This is a genomic window from Thauera butanivorans (genome assembly GCF_048398245.1).
Taxonomy (GTDB): Bacteria; Pseudomonadota; Gammaproteobacteria; order Burkholderiales; family Rhodocyclaceae; genus Thauera; species Thauera butanivorans.
Genome location: NZ_CP183038.1, coordinates 1080114 through 1095623 on the forward strand (window position 1 = coordinate 1080114; position 15510 = coordinate 1095623).

Consider the following 15510-nt stretch of genomic DNA (forward strand, 5'->3'; position numbering starts at 1 on the left):
TGCCATAATCGCGCCACCCCATCGTTTCGATCCGGCGTAGCAACGCCTTCACCCATGAATAAGAGAATTGCCCGTACTGCCGTATCCATTGCCGCACTGGCGCTGGTGCCGATGCTGTCCTTGTCCGGTGCGTTCTCCGCCGGTGCCCAGGACGCGGCGCCGGCGCCGCGTCCGGCCCTGACCGTGAGCGTGGCGCAGCCGGAACGCATGCAGTTACCGCAGCGCCTGGTCGCCAACGGCGACGTCGCGGCGTGGCAGGAGGCCAGCGTCGGGGCGGCGATCGGCGAGCAGCGCCTGGTCGAAGTGCGTGCGGACGTCGGTGATACGGTGCGAGCCGGCCAGGTGCTGGCGGTGTTCGACGACGAGATGCCGCGCGCCGAGGTTGCGCAGGCGCGGGCCGCGCTGCTCGAAGCCGAGGCGGGGGCTGCCGAGGCGGTGGCGAACGCCGACCGTGCGCGCAGCCTGCGGGCGAGCGGGGCGATGAGCGAGCAGCAGGTGATCCAGTTCCTGACCGCCGAAAAGACGAGTGCGGCACGCATTGCATCGGCCCGCGCGACGCTGGCCGCACGCGAACTGCGCCTGCGCCATACCCGTTTGCTGGCGCCGGACGATGGCGTCATTTCGGCGCGCAGCGCCACCGTCGGGGCAGTGGTGGCGAACGGTACCGAGCTGTTCCGCATGATCCGCCAAGGCAGGCTGGAATGGCGGGCGCGTCTGACCGAGACTGAAATCGGCCGCGTCCGCGCCGGCCAGACCGTGGCGCTGACGCTGGCCGACGGCAGCCGGCTGCATGGCAAGCTGCGCATGGTGGCGCCGACGGTCGATGCGCAGACGCGCTTCGGCCTCGTCTATGTCGATCTGCCGATGCGTGGCGCCGAGGCCGGACTGGCGAAGGCGGGCATGTTCGCGCGCGGCGAGTTCGAGCTGGGCGAGGCCGAGGCGCTGACCGTGCCGCAGCAGGCCGTGGTGGTGCGCGAGGCCTTCAGCTACGTGTTCAGCGTCGGCGGGGACGGCCGCGTCGCGCAGTTGAAGGTGCGCACCGGCCGGCGTGCCGGCGACCGGGTCGAGATCCTCGATGGCCTGGCGGCCGGGGCGCGGGTGGTGGTGGCCGGTGCCGGTTTCCTGAACGACGGCGACCTGGTGCGCGTGGCCGAGCCCGCTGGTGCAGCGGCTGCCGATGCCCCGGCGGCCGGCGTTCCGGCGGCGCGCTGAGGGCCGCGGGCGATGAACGTTTCCGCGTGGGCCATCCGCAACCCGATTCCGGCGGCGATGCTGTTCGTGCTGCTCAGCTTCGCCGGTCTGCTGTCCTTCGGCGCGATGAAGATCCAGAACTTTCCCGACATCGACCTGCCGTCGGTGACGGTGTCGGCGGTGCTGCCGGGGGCGACGCCGTCGCAACTGGAGAACGACGTCGCGCGCAAGATCGAGGATTCGATCGCGACCCAGTCCGGACTCAAGCACATCTATACCAAGGTGCAGGACGGCAGCGTGCTGATCACCGCCGAGTTCCGCCTGGAAAAACCGGTGCAGGAGGCGGTGGACGACGTGCGTTCGGCGGTCGCCAGCGTGCGCGCCGACCTGCCGGGCGATCTGCGTGACCCGGTGGTGAACAAGGTCGATCTCGCCGGCACGCCGGTGCTGGCTTTCACCATCCGCTCGCCGCGCATGGACGACGAGGCGCTGTCGTGGTTCGTGGACCACGAAGTGTCGCGCAAGCTGCTGGCGGTGCGTGGCGTGGGTGCGGTCAACCGCGTCGGCGGCGTGACGCGCGAGATGCGCGTCACGCTCGACCCGCTGCGCCTCGAAGCGCTGGGCGTGACCGCGGCCGAAGTGTCGCAGACGCTGCGCGAAGTGCAGACCGAGAGCGCGGGCGGGCGTGCCGACCTGGGCGACGGCGAGCAGCCGGTGCGCACGCTGGCAACCGTCGCCGACGCCGAGGCGTTGGGCGACATCGAGCTTGCGCTGGCCGGCGGCCGCACGCTGCGCCTGCGCGAAGTGGCGAAGGTGGAGGACACTGTGGCCGAACGGCGCTCGGCGGCCTTGCTCGACGGCAAGCCGGTGGTCGGCTTCGAGGTGTCGCGCAGCCGGGGCGAGAGCGAGGTCGAGGTCGGTGCCGCGGTGCAGGCGGCGCTGGCCGAGCTGCGAGCGGTACATCCGGACGTCGAGATTACCGAGGCCTTCAACTTCGTCACCCCGGTGGAGGAGGAATACCACGGCTCGCTGAAGCTGCTGTACGAAGGCGCCGCGCTGGCGGTGATCGTGGTGTGGCTGTTCCTGCGCGACTGGCGGGCGACGCTGGTGTCGGCAGTGGCCTTGCCGCTGTCGGTGATCCCGGCCTTCCTCGGCATGTACCTGCTCGGCTTCTCGATCAACGTCGTCACGCTGCTGGCCTTGTCGCTGGTGGTCGGCATCCTGGTGGATGACGCCATCGTCGAGGTCGAGAACATCGTGCGCCACCTGCGCATGGGCAAGACGCCCTACCAGGCGGCGATGGAGGCGGCCGACGAGATCGGCCTGGCGGTGATCGCCACCACCTTCACGCTGATCGCGGTGTTCCTGCCCACCGCCTTCATGAGCGGCGTGGCGGGCAAGTTCTTCAAGCAGTTCGGCTGGACCGCATCGCTGGCGGTGTTCGCCTCGCTGGTGGTGGCACGGGTGTTGACGCCGATGATGGCGGCCTACCTGCTCAAGCCCATCGTCGACAAGCATGCCGAGCCGCGCTGGCTGGTCTGGTATTCGCGCTGGGCCGAACGCTGCCTGCGCCATCGCGCGCTGACCATGCTGGCCGCGGCAGCCTTCTTCATCGGTTCGGTGATGCTGATTCCGCTGTTGCCGACCGGCTTCATTCCGCCCGACGACAATTCGCAGACCCAGGTCTATCTGGAACTTCCTCCTGGCGTGACGCTGGCGCAGACGCTGGACGTGGCCGAGCAGGCGCGCCTGCTGGTCGGCGGTGTCGAGCATGTGCGCAGTGTCTACACCACGATCGGCGGCGGCAGCGCCGGCGGTGATCCGTTCGCGCCCAAGAGCGCGGCCGAAGTGCGCAAGGCCACGCTGACGGTGCTGCTGTCGCCGCGTGCGGAGCGGCCGGTCAAGCAGGTGATCGAGCAGGATATCCGCGCCGTGCTGGAAACGCTGCCCGGCGTGCGCAGCAAGGTCGGGTTGGGAGGATCGGGCGAAAAATACATCCTGGTGCTGTCCGGCGAGGATGCGGTGGCGCTGCAGTCGGCGGCGCTGGCGGTCGAGCGCGACCTGCGCACCATCCCGGGCCTGGGCAGCATCGCGTCGACCGCCAGCCTGATCCGTCCCGAGATCGCGGTGAGGCCGGATTTTGCCCGCGCGGCCGACCTGGGCGTGACCAGCCGTGCCATCGGCGACACGCTGCGCGTGGCGACGGTCGGCGACTACGACATGGCGCTGGCCAAGCTCAACCTGTCGCAGCGCCAGGTGCCGATCCTGGTGCGGCTGGACGAGTCCGCGCGCGAGGATCTCGCGCTGCTCGAACGCCTGGCGGTGCCGGGTGCGCGCGGGCCGGTGATGCTCGGTCAGGTGGCGACGCTGGAAGTGGCCGGTGGCCCGGCGGTGATCGACCGCTACGACCGTTCGCGCAACATCAACTTCGAGATCGAGCTGTCGGGCGTGCCGCTCGGCGAAGTCACCGCGGCGGTGGCGCAACTGCCGTCGGTGCGCAGCCTGCCGCCTGGCGTCAAGATCGTCGAGATCGGCGATGCCGAAGTCATGGGCGAGCTGTTCGCCAGCTTCGGCCTGGCGATGCTGACCGGCGTGCTGTGCATCTACACGGTGCTGGTGCTGCTGTTCAAGGACTTGCTGCACCCGGTCACGATCCTGGTCGCGCTGCCGCTGTCGCTCGGCGGCGCCTTCGTCGCGCTGCTGGCGGCACAGAAGAGTTTCTCGATGCCTTCGCTGATCGGCCTGATCATGCTGATGGGCATCGCCACCAAGAACTCCATCCTGCTGGTCGAATACGCCATCGTCGCCTACCGCGATCGTGGCCTGTCGCGCGCCGAAGCGCTGATCGACGCCTGCCGCAAGCGCGCCCGCCCGATCGTCATGACGACGATCGCGATGGGCGCCGGCATGATGCCGATCGCGATCGGCTCCAGCGCCACCGACAGCAGCTTCCGCTCGCCGATGGCGATCGCGGTGATCGGCGGCCTGATCACCTCGACCGTGCTCAGCCTGCTGGTGGTGCCGGTGGTGTACACCTATGTGGAGGGCTTCAAGAGGCGGGCGGTGAGCTTGTTGCGGCGTTCTTGAACGGGGGACTTTTTCGGCCGTGGCGTCGGGCACGATGGGGCCTGATGAGGGGCGGATGGGGAACAAGTGCGGGGCAAGTGAGGGGGATGTGCGCCCCTGAGGCCGGAATCCCAGTAAAATCCCGGACTTTGCGTTCTTCGTGCGGCCTTTGCCGCCCCCACCGATCAAGGCGCCATGTCCGTTCAGAAACCCACCTTCCAGCAAGTCATCCTCACGCTCCAGCATTTCTGGGGCGAACGCGGCTGCGTGCTGCTGCAGCCCTACGACCTCGAAGTCGGCGCCGGCACCAGCCATACCGCCACCTTCCTGCGCGCGATCGGCCCCGAGCCGTGGAATGCCGCCTATGTGCAGCCTTCGCGCCGGCCCAAGGACGGCCGCTACGGCGAGAACCCCAACCGCCTGCAGCACTACTATCAGTTCCAGGTGGTGCTGAAGCCCTCGCCGCTGGACATCCAGGAGCAGTACCTGGATTCGCTGCGCGCGCTGGGCATCGATCCGATGGTGCATGACATCCGCTTCGTCGAGGACGACTGGGAGAACCCCACGCTGGGCGCCTGGGGGCTGGGCTGGGAAGTGTGGCTGGACGGCATGGAAGTCACCCAGTTCACCTATTTCCAGCAGGTCGGCGGGCTGGACTGCAAGCCGGTGCTGGGCGAGATCACCTACGGCATCGAGCGCCTGGCGATGTACCTGCAGGGCGTCGAGAACGTCTATGACCTGGTGTGGTCGATCGCGCCCGACGGCCGCAAGGTGAGCTACGGCGACGTCTACCACCAGAACGAGGTGGAGCAATCCACCTTCAACTTCGAGCACAGCAACGTCGACTTCCTGTTCTCGCTGTTCGCCAGCTACGAATCCGAAGCCAGGCGCGTGATGGAGGTTGGCCTGGCGCTGCCGGCCTACGAGATGGTGCTGAAGGCCGCCCACACCTTCAACCTGCTCGACGCCCGCGGTGCCATCTCGGTCACCGAGCGTGCCGCCTACATCGGCCGCATCCGCAACCTGTCGCGCGCCGTGGCGCAGGCTTATTTCGAATCCCGCGAAGCCCTCGGCTTCCCGATGCTGAACGCCGGCAAGGAGGGCGTGTGATGACCAGCGCGACCCTGCTCGTTGAGCTGCTGACCGAAGAATTGCCGCCGAAGGCCCTGCCGCGCCTGGGCGAGACCTTTGCCGGCAAGATCGCCGAAGGCCTGAAGGCAAAGGGCCTGGCGCCGGCGGATGCGGCTTTCCGCGCCTTCGCCAGCCCGCGCCGCCTCGCCGTGACGGTGGCGAATGTGGCCGCCGAAGCGGCGGCGAAGGAAGTCACCGAGAAGCTGATGCCGGTGTCCGTCGCGCTCGATGCCGATGGCAGGCCGACGCCGGCGCTGCTGAAGAAGATGGAAGCCAAGGGCATTGCGGCCGATGCCGTGGCCGGCTTCGAACGCCGCATGGATGGCAAGGCCGAGGCGCTGTTCCACACCGCGACGGTGCCGGGCGCGAAACTCGCCGACGTGCTGTCCGCCATCGTCCAGGACGCGATCAAGGCGCTGCCGATCCCGAAGGTGATGCACTGGGGCGATGGCGACGCCACCTTCGTGCGCCCGGTGCACAAGCTGACCATGCTGCGCGGCGCCGAGGTCGTGCCGGGCCGCGTGCTCGACCTGGATTCGGGCCGTACCACCCGCGGCCACCGCTTCATGAGCCGCGGCGACATCGACATCGCCACTGCCGACGCCTACGAGCCGACGCTGCTGGCCGAAGGCAAGGTGATCCCGAGTTTCGCCGAGCGCCGCGACGACATCGAACGCCAGTTGCTGGCCGAAGCGGCGAAGCAGGGCGCGCTGCTCGGCGAATACGCCGACCTGCTGGACGAGGTCGCGGCGCTGGTCGAGCATCCGACGGTGTATGTCGGCGAGTTCGAATCCGAATTCCTCGCCGTGCCGCAGGAATGCCTGATCCTGACGATGCGCGCCAACCAGAAGTATTTCCCGCTGTTCGACGGCACCGGCAAGCTGCTGAACCGCTTCCTGATCGTTTCCAACATGCGGGTGGCCGATCCGTCGAACATCATCGGCGGCAATGCCCGCGTGGTGCGGCCGCGCTTGTCGGATGCGCGCTTCTTCTTCGAGCAGGACAAGAAGCAGCCGCTGGCTGCCCGCCTGCCGCGCCTGGCGCCGGTGGTGTATCACAACAAGCTCGGCAGCGTGCTGGAGCGCGTCGAGCGCCTCGAAGCGCTGGCCGGTGCGATCGCCGCGCAACTGAAGGCCGATGTCACCGCGGCGAAGCGCGCCGCGCGCCTGGCGAAGGCCGACCTCGTTACTGACATGGTCGGCGAGTTCCCCGAGCTGCAAGGCATCATGGGCCGCTACTATGCGCTGGCCGACGGCGAGGGTGAAGTCGTCGCCGATGCGATCCAGGCCCACTATCAGCCGCGCTTCGCCGGCGATGCGCTGCCGGCCGGCAATGCCGCCGCCGCCGTGGCGCTGGCCGACAAACTCGATGCGCTGGTCGGCTTCTTCGGCATCGGCATGGTGCCGACCGGCGACCGCGACCCCTTCGCGCTGCGCCGCGCCGCGCTTGGCGTGCTGCGCATCCTGATGGAAACGCCGCTGCCGCTCGAACTGCCCCGCCTCATCGAGCTTGCCGCCGCCGGCTTCAAGCCCGGCCTGCTCGGCGCCGAAGGCTTCGCCGCGCAACTGCAGGACTTCATGTTCGAACGGCTGAAGAACCTGCTGCGCGAGCGTGGCCGCGACGGCGCGGTGATCGACGCGGTGCTGGCGCTCAGGCCGGCCCGCATCGACCTGGTGCCGGCCAAGCTGGCAGCGGTGGAGGCCTTCCGCGCGCTGTCCGAAGCCGAGGCGCTGGCGGCCGCCAACAAGCGCATCGTCAATATCCTGAAGAAGGCCGGAGGCGAGCCGGGCGAGCCCGACATCGCGCTGCTGCAGGAAGAGGCGGAAAAGGCGCTGTTCCAGCGTGTGGTCGAAGTCGCCCCGCTGGTCCGCTCGCACGTCGCCAACGAGGACTACACCGAGGCGCTGCGCGTGCTCGCCGGCCTGCGCGGCGCGGTCGACCAGTTCTTCGAGGACGTCATGGTGATGGCCGAAGAGCCGCTGACGCGCCAGAACCGCCTGGCCCTGCTGGCCCAGCTTGCCGGCTTGATGAACCAGGTGGCCGACATTTCGCGCCTGTCCGCCTGACGCTGCAGGGACCGCCCGCCATGCCGATGAAGCTCATCATTCTCGACCGCGACGGCGTCATCAACGTCGACTCGGACCAGTTCATCAAGTCGCCCGAGGAGTGGAAGCCGATCCCCGGTTCGCTCGAAGCCATCGCCCGCCTCAACCAGTGGGGCTGGCGGGTGGTCGTGGCCTCGAACCAGTCCGGCGTCGGCCGTGGCCTGTTCGGCATGGACACGCTGAACGCGATCAACGACAAGATGGTGCGCAGCCTGGCCCAGGTGGGCGGGCGGCTGGATGCGATCTTCTTCTGCCCCCACGCCGCAGATTCGACCTGCGACTGCCGCAAGCCGAAATCCGGCCTGTTCCGGCAGATCGCCGAGCGCTTCAATGTGGATCTGAACGGCGTGCCCTGCGTGGGCGACAGCCTGCGCGACCTGCAGGCGGGGGTGCGCCTGGGCTGCGAGCCCTATCTGGTGCTGACCGGCAAGGGCGAGGCGACGCGCGAGAGCCCGGACCTGCCGGCCGGCACCCGGATCTTCCCGGACCTCGATGCCGTGGCCACGGCGCTGACTTCTTCGCGCTGAGCTTCCCTCGTACCGGCGCCAGTGCGCCTTCCCGATCCGCCCGCCGGCGCGCCGTCCGGCGGGGCCATTTTCCGAGTCCCGACCGTGCACCTGATCCGCTCCTCCGTCTTCGCCATCCTGCTTGCCCTGGTCACGATCCCGTACGCGCTCTTCGCGATCCTGATCTTCTGGTTGCCGCCGATGACGCGCCACCGCCTGATCACGTCCTGGGTACCGATCATGATGTGGATCATCAGGCACGTGCTGGGCATCCGCTACCGCATCGTCGGCGCCGAGAACATGCCGGCGGGGCCGGCGGTGGTGCTGTCCAAGCACCAGTCGGCATGGGAGACGATCGCGCTGCAGCAGATCTTTCCGCCGCTGTGCTACGTGCTGAAGAAGGAAGTGCTGCGCATACCCTTCTTCGGTTGGGGGATGGCGAGCATTCCCGGCATCGCCATCGACCGTTCGGCGGGCAAGGATGCGCTGGCCCAGGTCGTGGAACAGGGACGCAAGCGCCTGAAGGAAGGGCTGTGGGTCGTGGTGTTCCCCGAAGGCACCCGCGTGGCGCCGGGAAAGACAGGCCGCTACAAGCCGGGCGGGGCGATCCTGGCCAAGCGCGCGGGTGTGCCGGTGGTGCCGGTGGCGCATAACGCCGGCGAGTTCTGGCGCCGCAACGCCTTCATCAAGCGTCCAGGCGAAGTCATCGTCAGCATCGGCCCGGCGATCGAGGTCAAGGGCGTCAAGGCCGACGAGATCAACAAGCGCGCCGAAGCCTGGATCGAGGCCGAGATGCGGCGCCTGTTCCCGCATCATTATGCTCGGCCCGCTCCGGGATCGATCCAGTAAACAGGCATTCTCCAGGCGCTCTCCGGCCGGGCTTCGGCCCGCAGCTACGGCATGGTCTTCGTCGCGGCGGGAACGGGCGGAGCATCGCCGTCAATCGGGATAGGGGCGGCCAGCTTACCCGGCCGACCCCTCCCACACCACCCGGCATGCGGGTCCGCACCGGGCGGTTCGAGTCGTTGAGGTTATGAGAGCCGAGGGACGCCGAGTCGGTCGAAGTAAGCGACAGGCATCGCGCGGTTCAATCGCATGCGGCTGTTACGCCACCAGCACCGACTGTTCGCCGCCACCTTGCGGGCATCCTCTTCCGAGGCGCCCATCGCTTTCAACTCCCGGTACATCGTCGTACCCCGACGCCAGTGCTTGAGCTGCACCGCACGCAGCCGGTGTCTTATCCACTTGTCGAGTTTGCGGAACACCTTGGGTGTCTGCGCAAGCTGGAAGTACGTCTTCCAGCCCGGCATGTAGGCCCGCAGCCGTTCGGCAATCTCGGTCAGGTTGCGCCCACCCGAGCGACGCGTGAATTGCCGGATGCGTTGCTTGAAGGTCTTGAGCGCCTTGTCGGCCACCCTGCACTTGACCTGTCCGCCCGGGCCGTACCAGAAGGCGTAGCCCAGAAACTTGCGGCCCGAGGCCGGCGCAACGGCCGTCTTGGCGTCATTGACCTTCAGGTGAAGTCGTTCGTAGAGCTTGGTCAGGCCCGCCAGCACCCGTTCGCCTGCGCGACCACTGCGTACATATACATTGCAGTCGTCGGCATAGCGAACGAAACGGTGGCCCCGTCGCTCCAGTTCCCGATCCACCTCGTCAAGCAGCACATTGGCCAGCAGCGGCGACAGTGGGCCGCCTTGCGGCGTCCCCTCGTAGCGCGCCATGGCCACGCCGCCATCCATGATCCCGGCCACGAGGTAACGACGGATCAGCCGCAGCACGGCCTTGTCCTCGATTCGCCTCGACAACCGTTCCATCAGGATGTCGTGATTGACTCGATCGAAGAATTTCTCCAGATCCACATCGACCACCACCCGGTAACCGTCCTGCACGTAGCGCTGTGCATCGAGCACCGCGTCGTGGGCACGGCGTCCCGGCCGGAAGCCGTAGCTGTGTTCAGAGAACGTTGGATCAATCCTGGGCTGCAAGACTTGCAGCAGGGCTTGCTGGATCAGCCGATCCGTCACCGTCGGAATCCCCAATTCGCGCACCCCACCATCGGGCTTCGGGATCTGGACACGGCGCACCGGCAGGGGCCGGTAGCTGCCATCCAGCAAGGATTCCCGAATCCGGGGCCAGTGCGCTCTCAGTTGCTCCGCCGTCTCGGTGATCGACAACCCATCCACCCCAGCACTGCCGCGATTGGATTTGACGCGTTTCCACGCCGCCTCCATGTTCGCGCTCGCGAGCACCTGCGCAAGCAGGTCATCTCGCCCCGGGCTTCCAGTTCCATGCCGCGCCGTCCGTGCTTCATCACGCACTGCTTCGGACGCGGCTTCACCGAGCCCTCCCGCATTGCGCCCCGGCTCCCCGAGCTTCTGATGCACTTCACGTCCGAGCAACACGGCCTTCGGCCCTCCTACTCGTTCGGCCCTTCGCCCCAAACCAGCGGCTACTACGGCCTCTGCTGACTTCTCGCTCCGGTTAAGCGCCGTCGCCCTTTCAGGCACAAGGCGAGACCTCCCCAGGTAAGAACGCACTCCTTCGCTGCACAACCGCCGGATCTACGCCACTTCGCCTTGATCACGAGAGCTTCGCGATTACGTGCTCGCTCGCCCTGCTCCGCAGCGCCTTCTATCCGATTCTTGTCCATCGGCTCGCAGCTTATGCTCCACGCTTCCTCCCCACGCTCGGTCACCCTCACGCAGTTGCGCTTCACTTCGTTCGCTGTGATCAACTTACGGCGGGACTTGCACCCGCAGGAGGGCGCCCATGCTGGGCGCACACACAAAACGGCCCCGCATCGCGGGGCCGTTTCGTGAAACCGTGAAGCTGAAGACTTAGGCGGCCTTCTTGGCAGCGGTCTTGGTGCTGGTGCTCACGGCCTTGACGGTGGCGTTGGTCGCGGCGGCCACGTTGGCTTCGGCGATCTCGGCGACTTGCTTGGCAGCCTTGCTCATGCTGTCGTAGGCGCTGTTGGCGGCGGCGATGGCCGACTTGACGGCGGCGACGGCAACGTCCGAACCGGCGGGAGCCGACTTGGCAGCCTTGTCCAGGGCGGAAGCGACGCCCTTGTTCAGCTCGGCGACCTGGCCTTCGAAGACCTTCGACACTTCTTCCTGGCTCTGCGAGGTGATCTCGTAGACGCTACGGGCGTAGGCGACGGCCTTTTCGACGATCGGCTGGGCCAGCGAAGCTTGCAGGTTGACCAGCTCTTGCACGTCCTTGACGGCCAGCAGAGCCTTGGTGTTGGCAACGCCGTCTTCCAGGATCGAACGGGCGGTGTTCAGGTTCAGGGCGGCCAGGCGCTCGGCGCTGGCGAAAGCGGCGTTGGCCAGGGTCAGCAGGGTTTCGACGTTGGCTTTGTTGGTGGCGGCGAACTGCTCGGGGGTGACGAAGGCGGACATGAATGACTCCTAGTAAAGAATGAGGTTATGCAGAAACATCGGACTTTCTCGCTTGCCGCGATGTTGCATTGCAGCATGGACTGAATTATAGGGATGCCACTTTCCCTGTCAAGAAATTTTTTGTGCATTGCACAATAGTGATGCGATTATTTTCATCTATCGCCATCGATGGCTATCCGGTCATCGCGTCCGGGGCCGACGGCATCATGCCCCGCAGAGTTTGCGCGAGCATGACGGCCGGAGGCGGGAGCCACGGCGGCGGCTGTCCGGCAGCTTCGGCAGGACCGGGCAGGCCGTTAACGCGAAACGACCGCCCGGGGGCGGTCGCATGTTCCGCGGCATTGCGGCCGGGACGGCTTCAGTCGTGCCTGAAGCTGGGCTTGCGCTTCTCGACGAAAGCGGCCATGCCTTCCTTCTGGTCGTTGAGCGCGAAGGAGGAATGGAACACGCGGCGCTCGAACAGCAGGCCTTCGCCGAGGCTGCTCTCGAAGGCACGGTTGACCGACTCCTTGATCATCATGACGACGGGCAGCGAGAAGCTGGCGATGGTTTCGGCGGCGGTCAGGGCTTCTTCCAGCAGCTTGTCGGCGGGAACGACGCGGGACACCAGGCCGGCCTTTTCGGCTTCGGCGGCATCCATGAAGCGCGCGGTCAGGCACAGATCCATCGCCTTGGCCTTGCCGACTGCGCGCGGCAGGCGCTGGGTGCCGCCGGCGCCGGGCAGGGTGCCGAGCTTGACTTCAGGCTGGCCGAAGCGGGCGCTGTCGGCGGCGATGATGATGTCGCAGGTCATCGCCAGCTCGCAGCCGCCACCCAGCGCAAAGCCGGCGACCGCGGCGATGATCGGCTTGCGGCAGGTCTTGACGCGCTCCCAGTTGCGCGTGATGTAGTCGCCCTTGTAGGCGTCCATGTAGGAGTAGTCCGCCATCGCGCCGATGTCGGCACCGGCGGCGAAAGCCCTGTCGGAGCCGGTGATGACGATCGCGCCGATGCCTTCGTCGGCCTCGAAGGCGTCGAGCGCAGCGCTGATTTCGTCCATCACCTGGTCGTTCAGCGCATTCAGCGCCTTGGGCCGGTTCAGGGTGATCAGGCCGACACGGCCGCGGGTTTCGGTGAGGATGAGTTCGTGGTTCATACTGTCTCCAGGCAGGTGGAAGAGGTCGGCCGGCTTACGGCTGTGTGGTCGTCTTGCTGTCGTTCTTGGGCTGGATGACCGCGCGCACGCGTCCGTCGCCGTTCGGCTTGCCGCCCGGCGCGTTCTTGGCGAGGTAGTTCTCGGTGATCGCGTCATACTCGATGTAGGCGCCGCGGACTTCGTCGCCGCCGCTGGTGACGCGTGCGCGATTGAACAGCCGCGCCTTCTCGTTGCGGCTGTCGTACTCGATGCGCTCGGCTTCGCCATCGACGTATTCGTTGGTGCCTTCGCGCTTCTGGCGGAAAGTGGCGAGCTTGTTGCCTTCCGCGGTGGCGACACCGTTCTGGAAGCCGGCGGCGTCCTGGGTGACGACGAGCTTGTCGCCCTTGATCAGCAGGCTGCCCTGGGTCAGGACGACGTTGCCCTCGAACACGTGCACCTTGTTGCGGTCGTCGACCGTCATGCGGTCGGCTTCGATGTTGACCGGCTGCTGGCGGTCGGCGCTTTCGGCGAGCGCGGGCCGGGCGACGGCGCCGAGGGCGAGGAAGAGCAGCGGAACCAGTGAGCGGAGGGTCGGAGCGTTCATGAAGCGGATCCTTGGCGGCGCGGCATGTTGACGTGTACCTGGCCGATGAGTTCGAGCGTGCCGAACAGGTTGTCGGCGCGCATGCCCTGCGCATCCGCGCGGGTGCTGCCGCGCGTCAGCTGCACGGGCGAATCGGTGTGCGCCCGATGGGTGTCGGGCCATACGGTGAGGGTCTCGGAATCGAGCGCCAGGGCGGGGTCGTCCGCCACCGCAGGGCGGCGCACGCGCACCTCGCCCTGCATGTCGACCTGTTCGCCGCCTGGCGAGACTTCGGCATGCAGGGCGGTGATGTGCGTTTCCCGGCCTTCGTTGATCATGCGCAGGCGCGGCATGTCGAGCCGGGTGATGTCGCCCTGCGGAAAGTGGCTGAGGCGGTCGGCGAACAGTTCGTAGCGCTGCGCGCCGTTCGCGCCATAGCCGACCACGCGGGTGTGCTCGGCGATGAAGTCCGGCCCGGTCTGCTCCGCGGCTTCGGCGGCAGGTTCATCGACGCGGGTGACGCGCTCCAGCCACACCGAGGCGCCGGCCAGTAGCGCGAGCATGATGATGGGGTAGAGGCGATAGCTGTTGACCACTCAGATTACCTTGGCCTGCATCAGGTCGTGGGTGGTGAGCGCGCCGACGAGGCCGCCGTCCGCGTCCAGCACCAGCAACTGGCTGATCCGCATGCGCTCCATCAGTTCCGCCGCTTCGGCGGCGAGGGCTTCCGGGCCGATCGAGCGCGGGCTGCGCGTCATCACCTCGGTCAGCTTGGTGCTGCGGACGTCGCAGCCCTTTTCCAGTGCGCGGCGCAGGTCGCCGTCGGTGAAGATGCCGATCGGGCGCGAATTCGCGTCGCATACCGCGGTCATGCCCATGCCGCCTGCGGTCATCGCCAGCAGGGCCTGGGTCAGCGGCGCATCGCTTGCGACCATCGGCACGGCTTCGGCCGGGCGCATGACGTCGCCGACGTGGGTCAGCAGCCGGCGGCCGAGGGCGCCGCCCGGATGGGAGCGGGCGAAGTCGTCGGTGCCGAAGCCGCGCGCGTCGAGCAGGGCCACGGCCAGCGCGTCGCCCAGCGCCAGCGCGGCGGTGGTGCTGGCTGTCGGGGCGAGGTTGAGCGGACAGGCTTCCTCGGCGACGATGGCCTCGAGATGGATGTCGGCCTGCTGCGCCAGCGGCGACTCCGGCCGGCCGGTGATCGAGATCAGTTGCGCGCCCTGGCGCTTGACCAGCGGCACGATGGTCAGCACTTCCTCGCTGGTGCCCGAGTTCGACAATGCGATCACGACGTCTTCGGGCGTGATCATGCCCATGTCGCCATGCGCGGCTTCGGCCGCATGGACGAAGTAGGCGGGGGTGCCGGTACTGGCCAGCGTGGCGGCGATCTTGCGTGCGATGTGCCCCGACTTGCCGATGCCGGTGACGATGACGCGTCCGCGCCGCTGCAGGATGAGCTGGACCGCGCGCTCGAATGCCGTGCCGAGGCGGTCGGCGAGCGCGGCGACGGCGGCGGCTTCGATTCGGAGCACGCGGCGGGCAAGCGCGAGCGTGGGGCTGTCGGCGGCTGAGGTCATCGGAAGGATCGGGAGGCCTGGATCGGTTGCGGATTCCGCCGGCACGGTGGCGCGCCGGCAGGGACTCGCAATTGTATAACAGTCGGTGGGCCGCCCGACGGCTGTGGCGGCGCGCCCGGAAGCCCGGGCCGGGCGCGCCGTTGCGGCACGGATGCCCGCTGCCGGGGGCTACAGGCTCGCGCACACGGTATAGCTGGTGTCGTCGTCCAGCGGAGCCGCGCTGGAGACCGGCGTGAGCGAGCCGGTGCCGCTGTCGGTGCCGGCCCGCATCGAGCCTGCCGCCGGATCGCCGTCGTCCAGTGCCAGGTCGAGCTGGCGCACGAGCTTGCCCAGGATGCCGCCCGAGCAGGTCAGGATGCTGCCGCGCAGGCCGAGCAGGCTGCCGCTCTGCACGCCGAGACGGCCGCCGACCGTGTTGCGCGGCAGGTAGCCGGCATTGCCGGTGTCGCTGCTGCCGGTGGCGAGGCCGGCGAGGCGCACGTGCTGCCAGAAGCGGAAGGCGTCGCTGTCGGTGTCGTCGTCCCAGTTGCCGTCGATCGTGCCGTTGCCGTTGCCCGCGCTGGTGCAGTCGTCGCCGCTCGGGCACAGGTGCAGGCGGGCACGGGCATCGTCGCCCGGCAGCGCGCGGAAGCGATCCTGGTAGGCGTGGGTCAGGGCCGGCAGGCTGCGGAAATCCTGGGCCAGATTCTTGACCCTGGCGCTGTCGATCAATTCCTGGCCCTTGAGCACGCCGCCCAGCAGCAGGCCGACGATCAGCAGGACGACGGCGATTTCCACGAGGGTGAAGCCTTGTTGATGGGTTTTCATCGGTATTGCCTCCTTGTTGCGTG

General features: G+C 67.8%; 13 protein-coding genes. 6 read left to right on the top strand and 7 right to left on the bottom strand.

Translation table 11 applies throughout. From position 1 onward, the window contains the following. Window positions 1-54 precede the first annotated feature (54 nt). From ACNQFN_RS05155 to ACNQFN_RS05180, 6 genes are all read left to right on the top strand, one after another. Window positions 55-1212, top strand: coding sequence for an efflux RND transporter periplasmic adaptor subunit (locus ACNQFN_RS05155; protein WP_068639246.1), 1158 nt, complete (start codon window positions 55-57; stop codon window positions 1210-1212). Window positions 1213-1224: 12 nt separating this feature from the next. Then, window positions 1225-4278, top strand: a complete 3054-nt coding sequence (locus tag ACNQFN_RS05160) for an efflux RND transporter permease subunit (protein WP_068639245.1) — start codon at window positions 1225-1227, stop codon at window positions 4276-4278. Between the two features lie 174 nt (window positions 4279-4452). Next, entirely contained in the window at window positions 4453-5367 is a 915-nt protein-coding gene (gene glyQ / locus ACNQFN_RS05165) for a glycine--tRNA ligase subunit alpha (protein WP_068639244.1), read from the top strand. Then, entirely contained in the window at window positions 5367-7454 is a 2088-nt protein-coding gene (gene glyS, locus ACNQFN_RS05170) for a glycine--tRNA ligase subunit beta (RefSeq protein WP_418648191.1), read from the top strand. The genes glyQ and glyS overlap by 1 nt, the downstream gene beginning before the upstream one ends. A 26-nt stretch (window positions 7455-7480) precedes the next feature. After that, a complete protein-coding gene (gene gmhB / locus ACNQFN_RS05175) occupies window positions 7481-8020 on the top strand; it encodes a D-glycero-beta-D-manno-heptose 1,7-bisphosphate 7-phosphatase (protein ID WP_068639257.1) in 540 nt (179 codons plus the stop codon). Between the two features lie 84 nt (window positions 8021-8104). Further along, window positions 8105-8848, top strand: coding sequence for a lysophospholipid acyltransferase family protein (locus tag ACNQFN_RS05180; protein WP_068639242.1), 744 nt, complete (start codon window positions 8105-8107; stop codon window positions 8846-8848). Window positions 8849-9030: 182 nt separating this feature from the next. Here ACNQFN_RS05180 and ltrA read toward each other — a convergent pair whose 3' ends face one another. The 7 genes from ltrA to ACNQFN_RS05215 all read right to left on the bottom strand — a co-directional run bounded on the left by ltrA (window position 9031) and on the right by ACNQFN_RS05215 (window position 15487). After that, the gene (gene ltrA, locus ACNQFN_RS05185) at window positions 9031-10401 is read right to left on the bottom strand and encodes a group II intron reverse transcriptase/maturase (RefSeq protein ID WP_418646661.1); all 1371 of its coding nucleotides are present in this window, start codon (window positions 10399-10401) and stop codon (window positions 9031-9033) included. 435 nt (window positions 10402-10836) lie between these two features. After that, complete coding sequence (locus tag ACNQFN_RS05190; RefSeq protein ID WP_068639241.1) at window positions 10837-11403, bottom strand: phasin family protein; 567 nt, start codon at window positions 11401-11403, stop codon at window positions 10837-10839. A gap of 358 nt (window positions 11404-11761) precedes the next feature. Next, window positions 11762-12538 carry an enoyl-CoA hydratase gene (locus tag ACNQFN_RS05195; RefSeq protein WP_068639240.1) on the bottom strand — a complete coding sequence of 259 codons (777 nt, stop codon included), beginning with the start codon at window positions 12536-12538 and terminating at the stop codon, window positions 11762-11764. A 34-nt stretch (window positions 12539-12572) separates the two neighbouring features. After that, window positions 12573-13124 (bottom strand): lipopolysaccharide transport periplasmic protein LptA, encoded by a 552-nt coding sequence (gene lptA, locus ACNQFN_RS05200; protein WP_068639239.1) that lies wholly within the window; start codon window positions 13122-13124, stop codon window positions 12573-12575. Then, window positions 13121-13699 (bottom strand): LPS export ABC transporter periplasmic protein LptC, encoded by a 579-nt coding sequence (lptC, locus tag ACNQFN_RS05205; RefSeq protein ID WP_068639238.1) that lies wholly within the window; start codon window positions 13697-13699, stop codon window positions 13121-13123. The genes lptA and lptC overlap by 4 nt, the downstream gene beginning before the upstream one ends. Further along, window positions 13700-14680, bottom strand: coding sequence for a KpsF/GutQ family sugar-phosphate isomerase (locus ACNQFN_RS05210; RefSeq protein ID WP_418648192.1), 981 nt, complete (start codon window positions 14678-14680; stop codon window positions 13700-13702). Between the two features lie 168 nt (window positions 14681-14848). Then, complete coding sequence (locus ACNQFN_RS05215; RefSeq protein WP_068636994.1) at window positions 14849-15487, bottom strand: prepilin-type N-terminal cleavage/methylation domain-containing protein; 639 nt, start codon at window positions 15485-15487, stop codon at window positions 14849-14851. Between the last annotated feature and the right edge of the window lie 23 nt (window positions 15488-15510).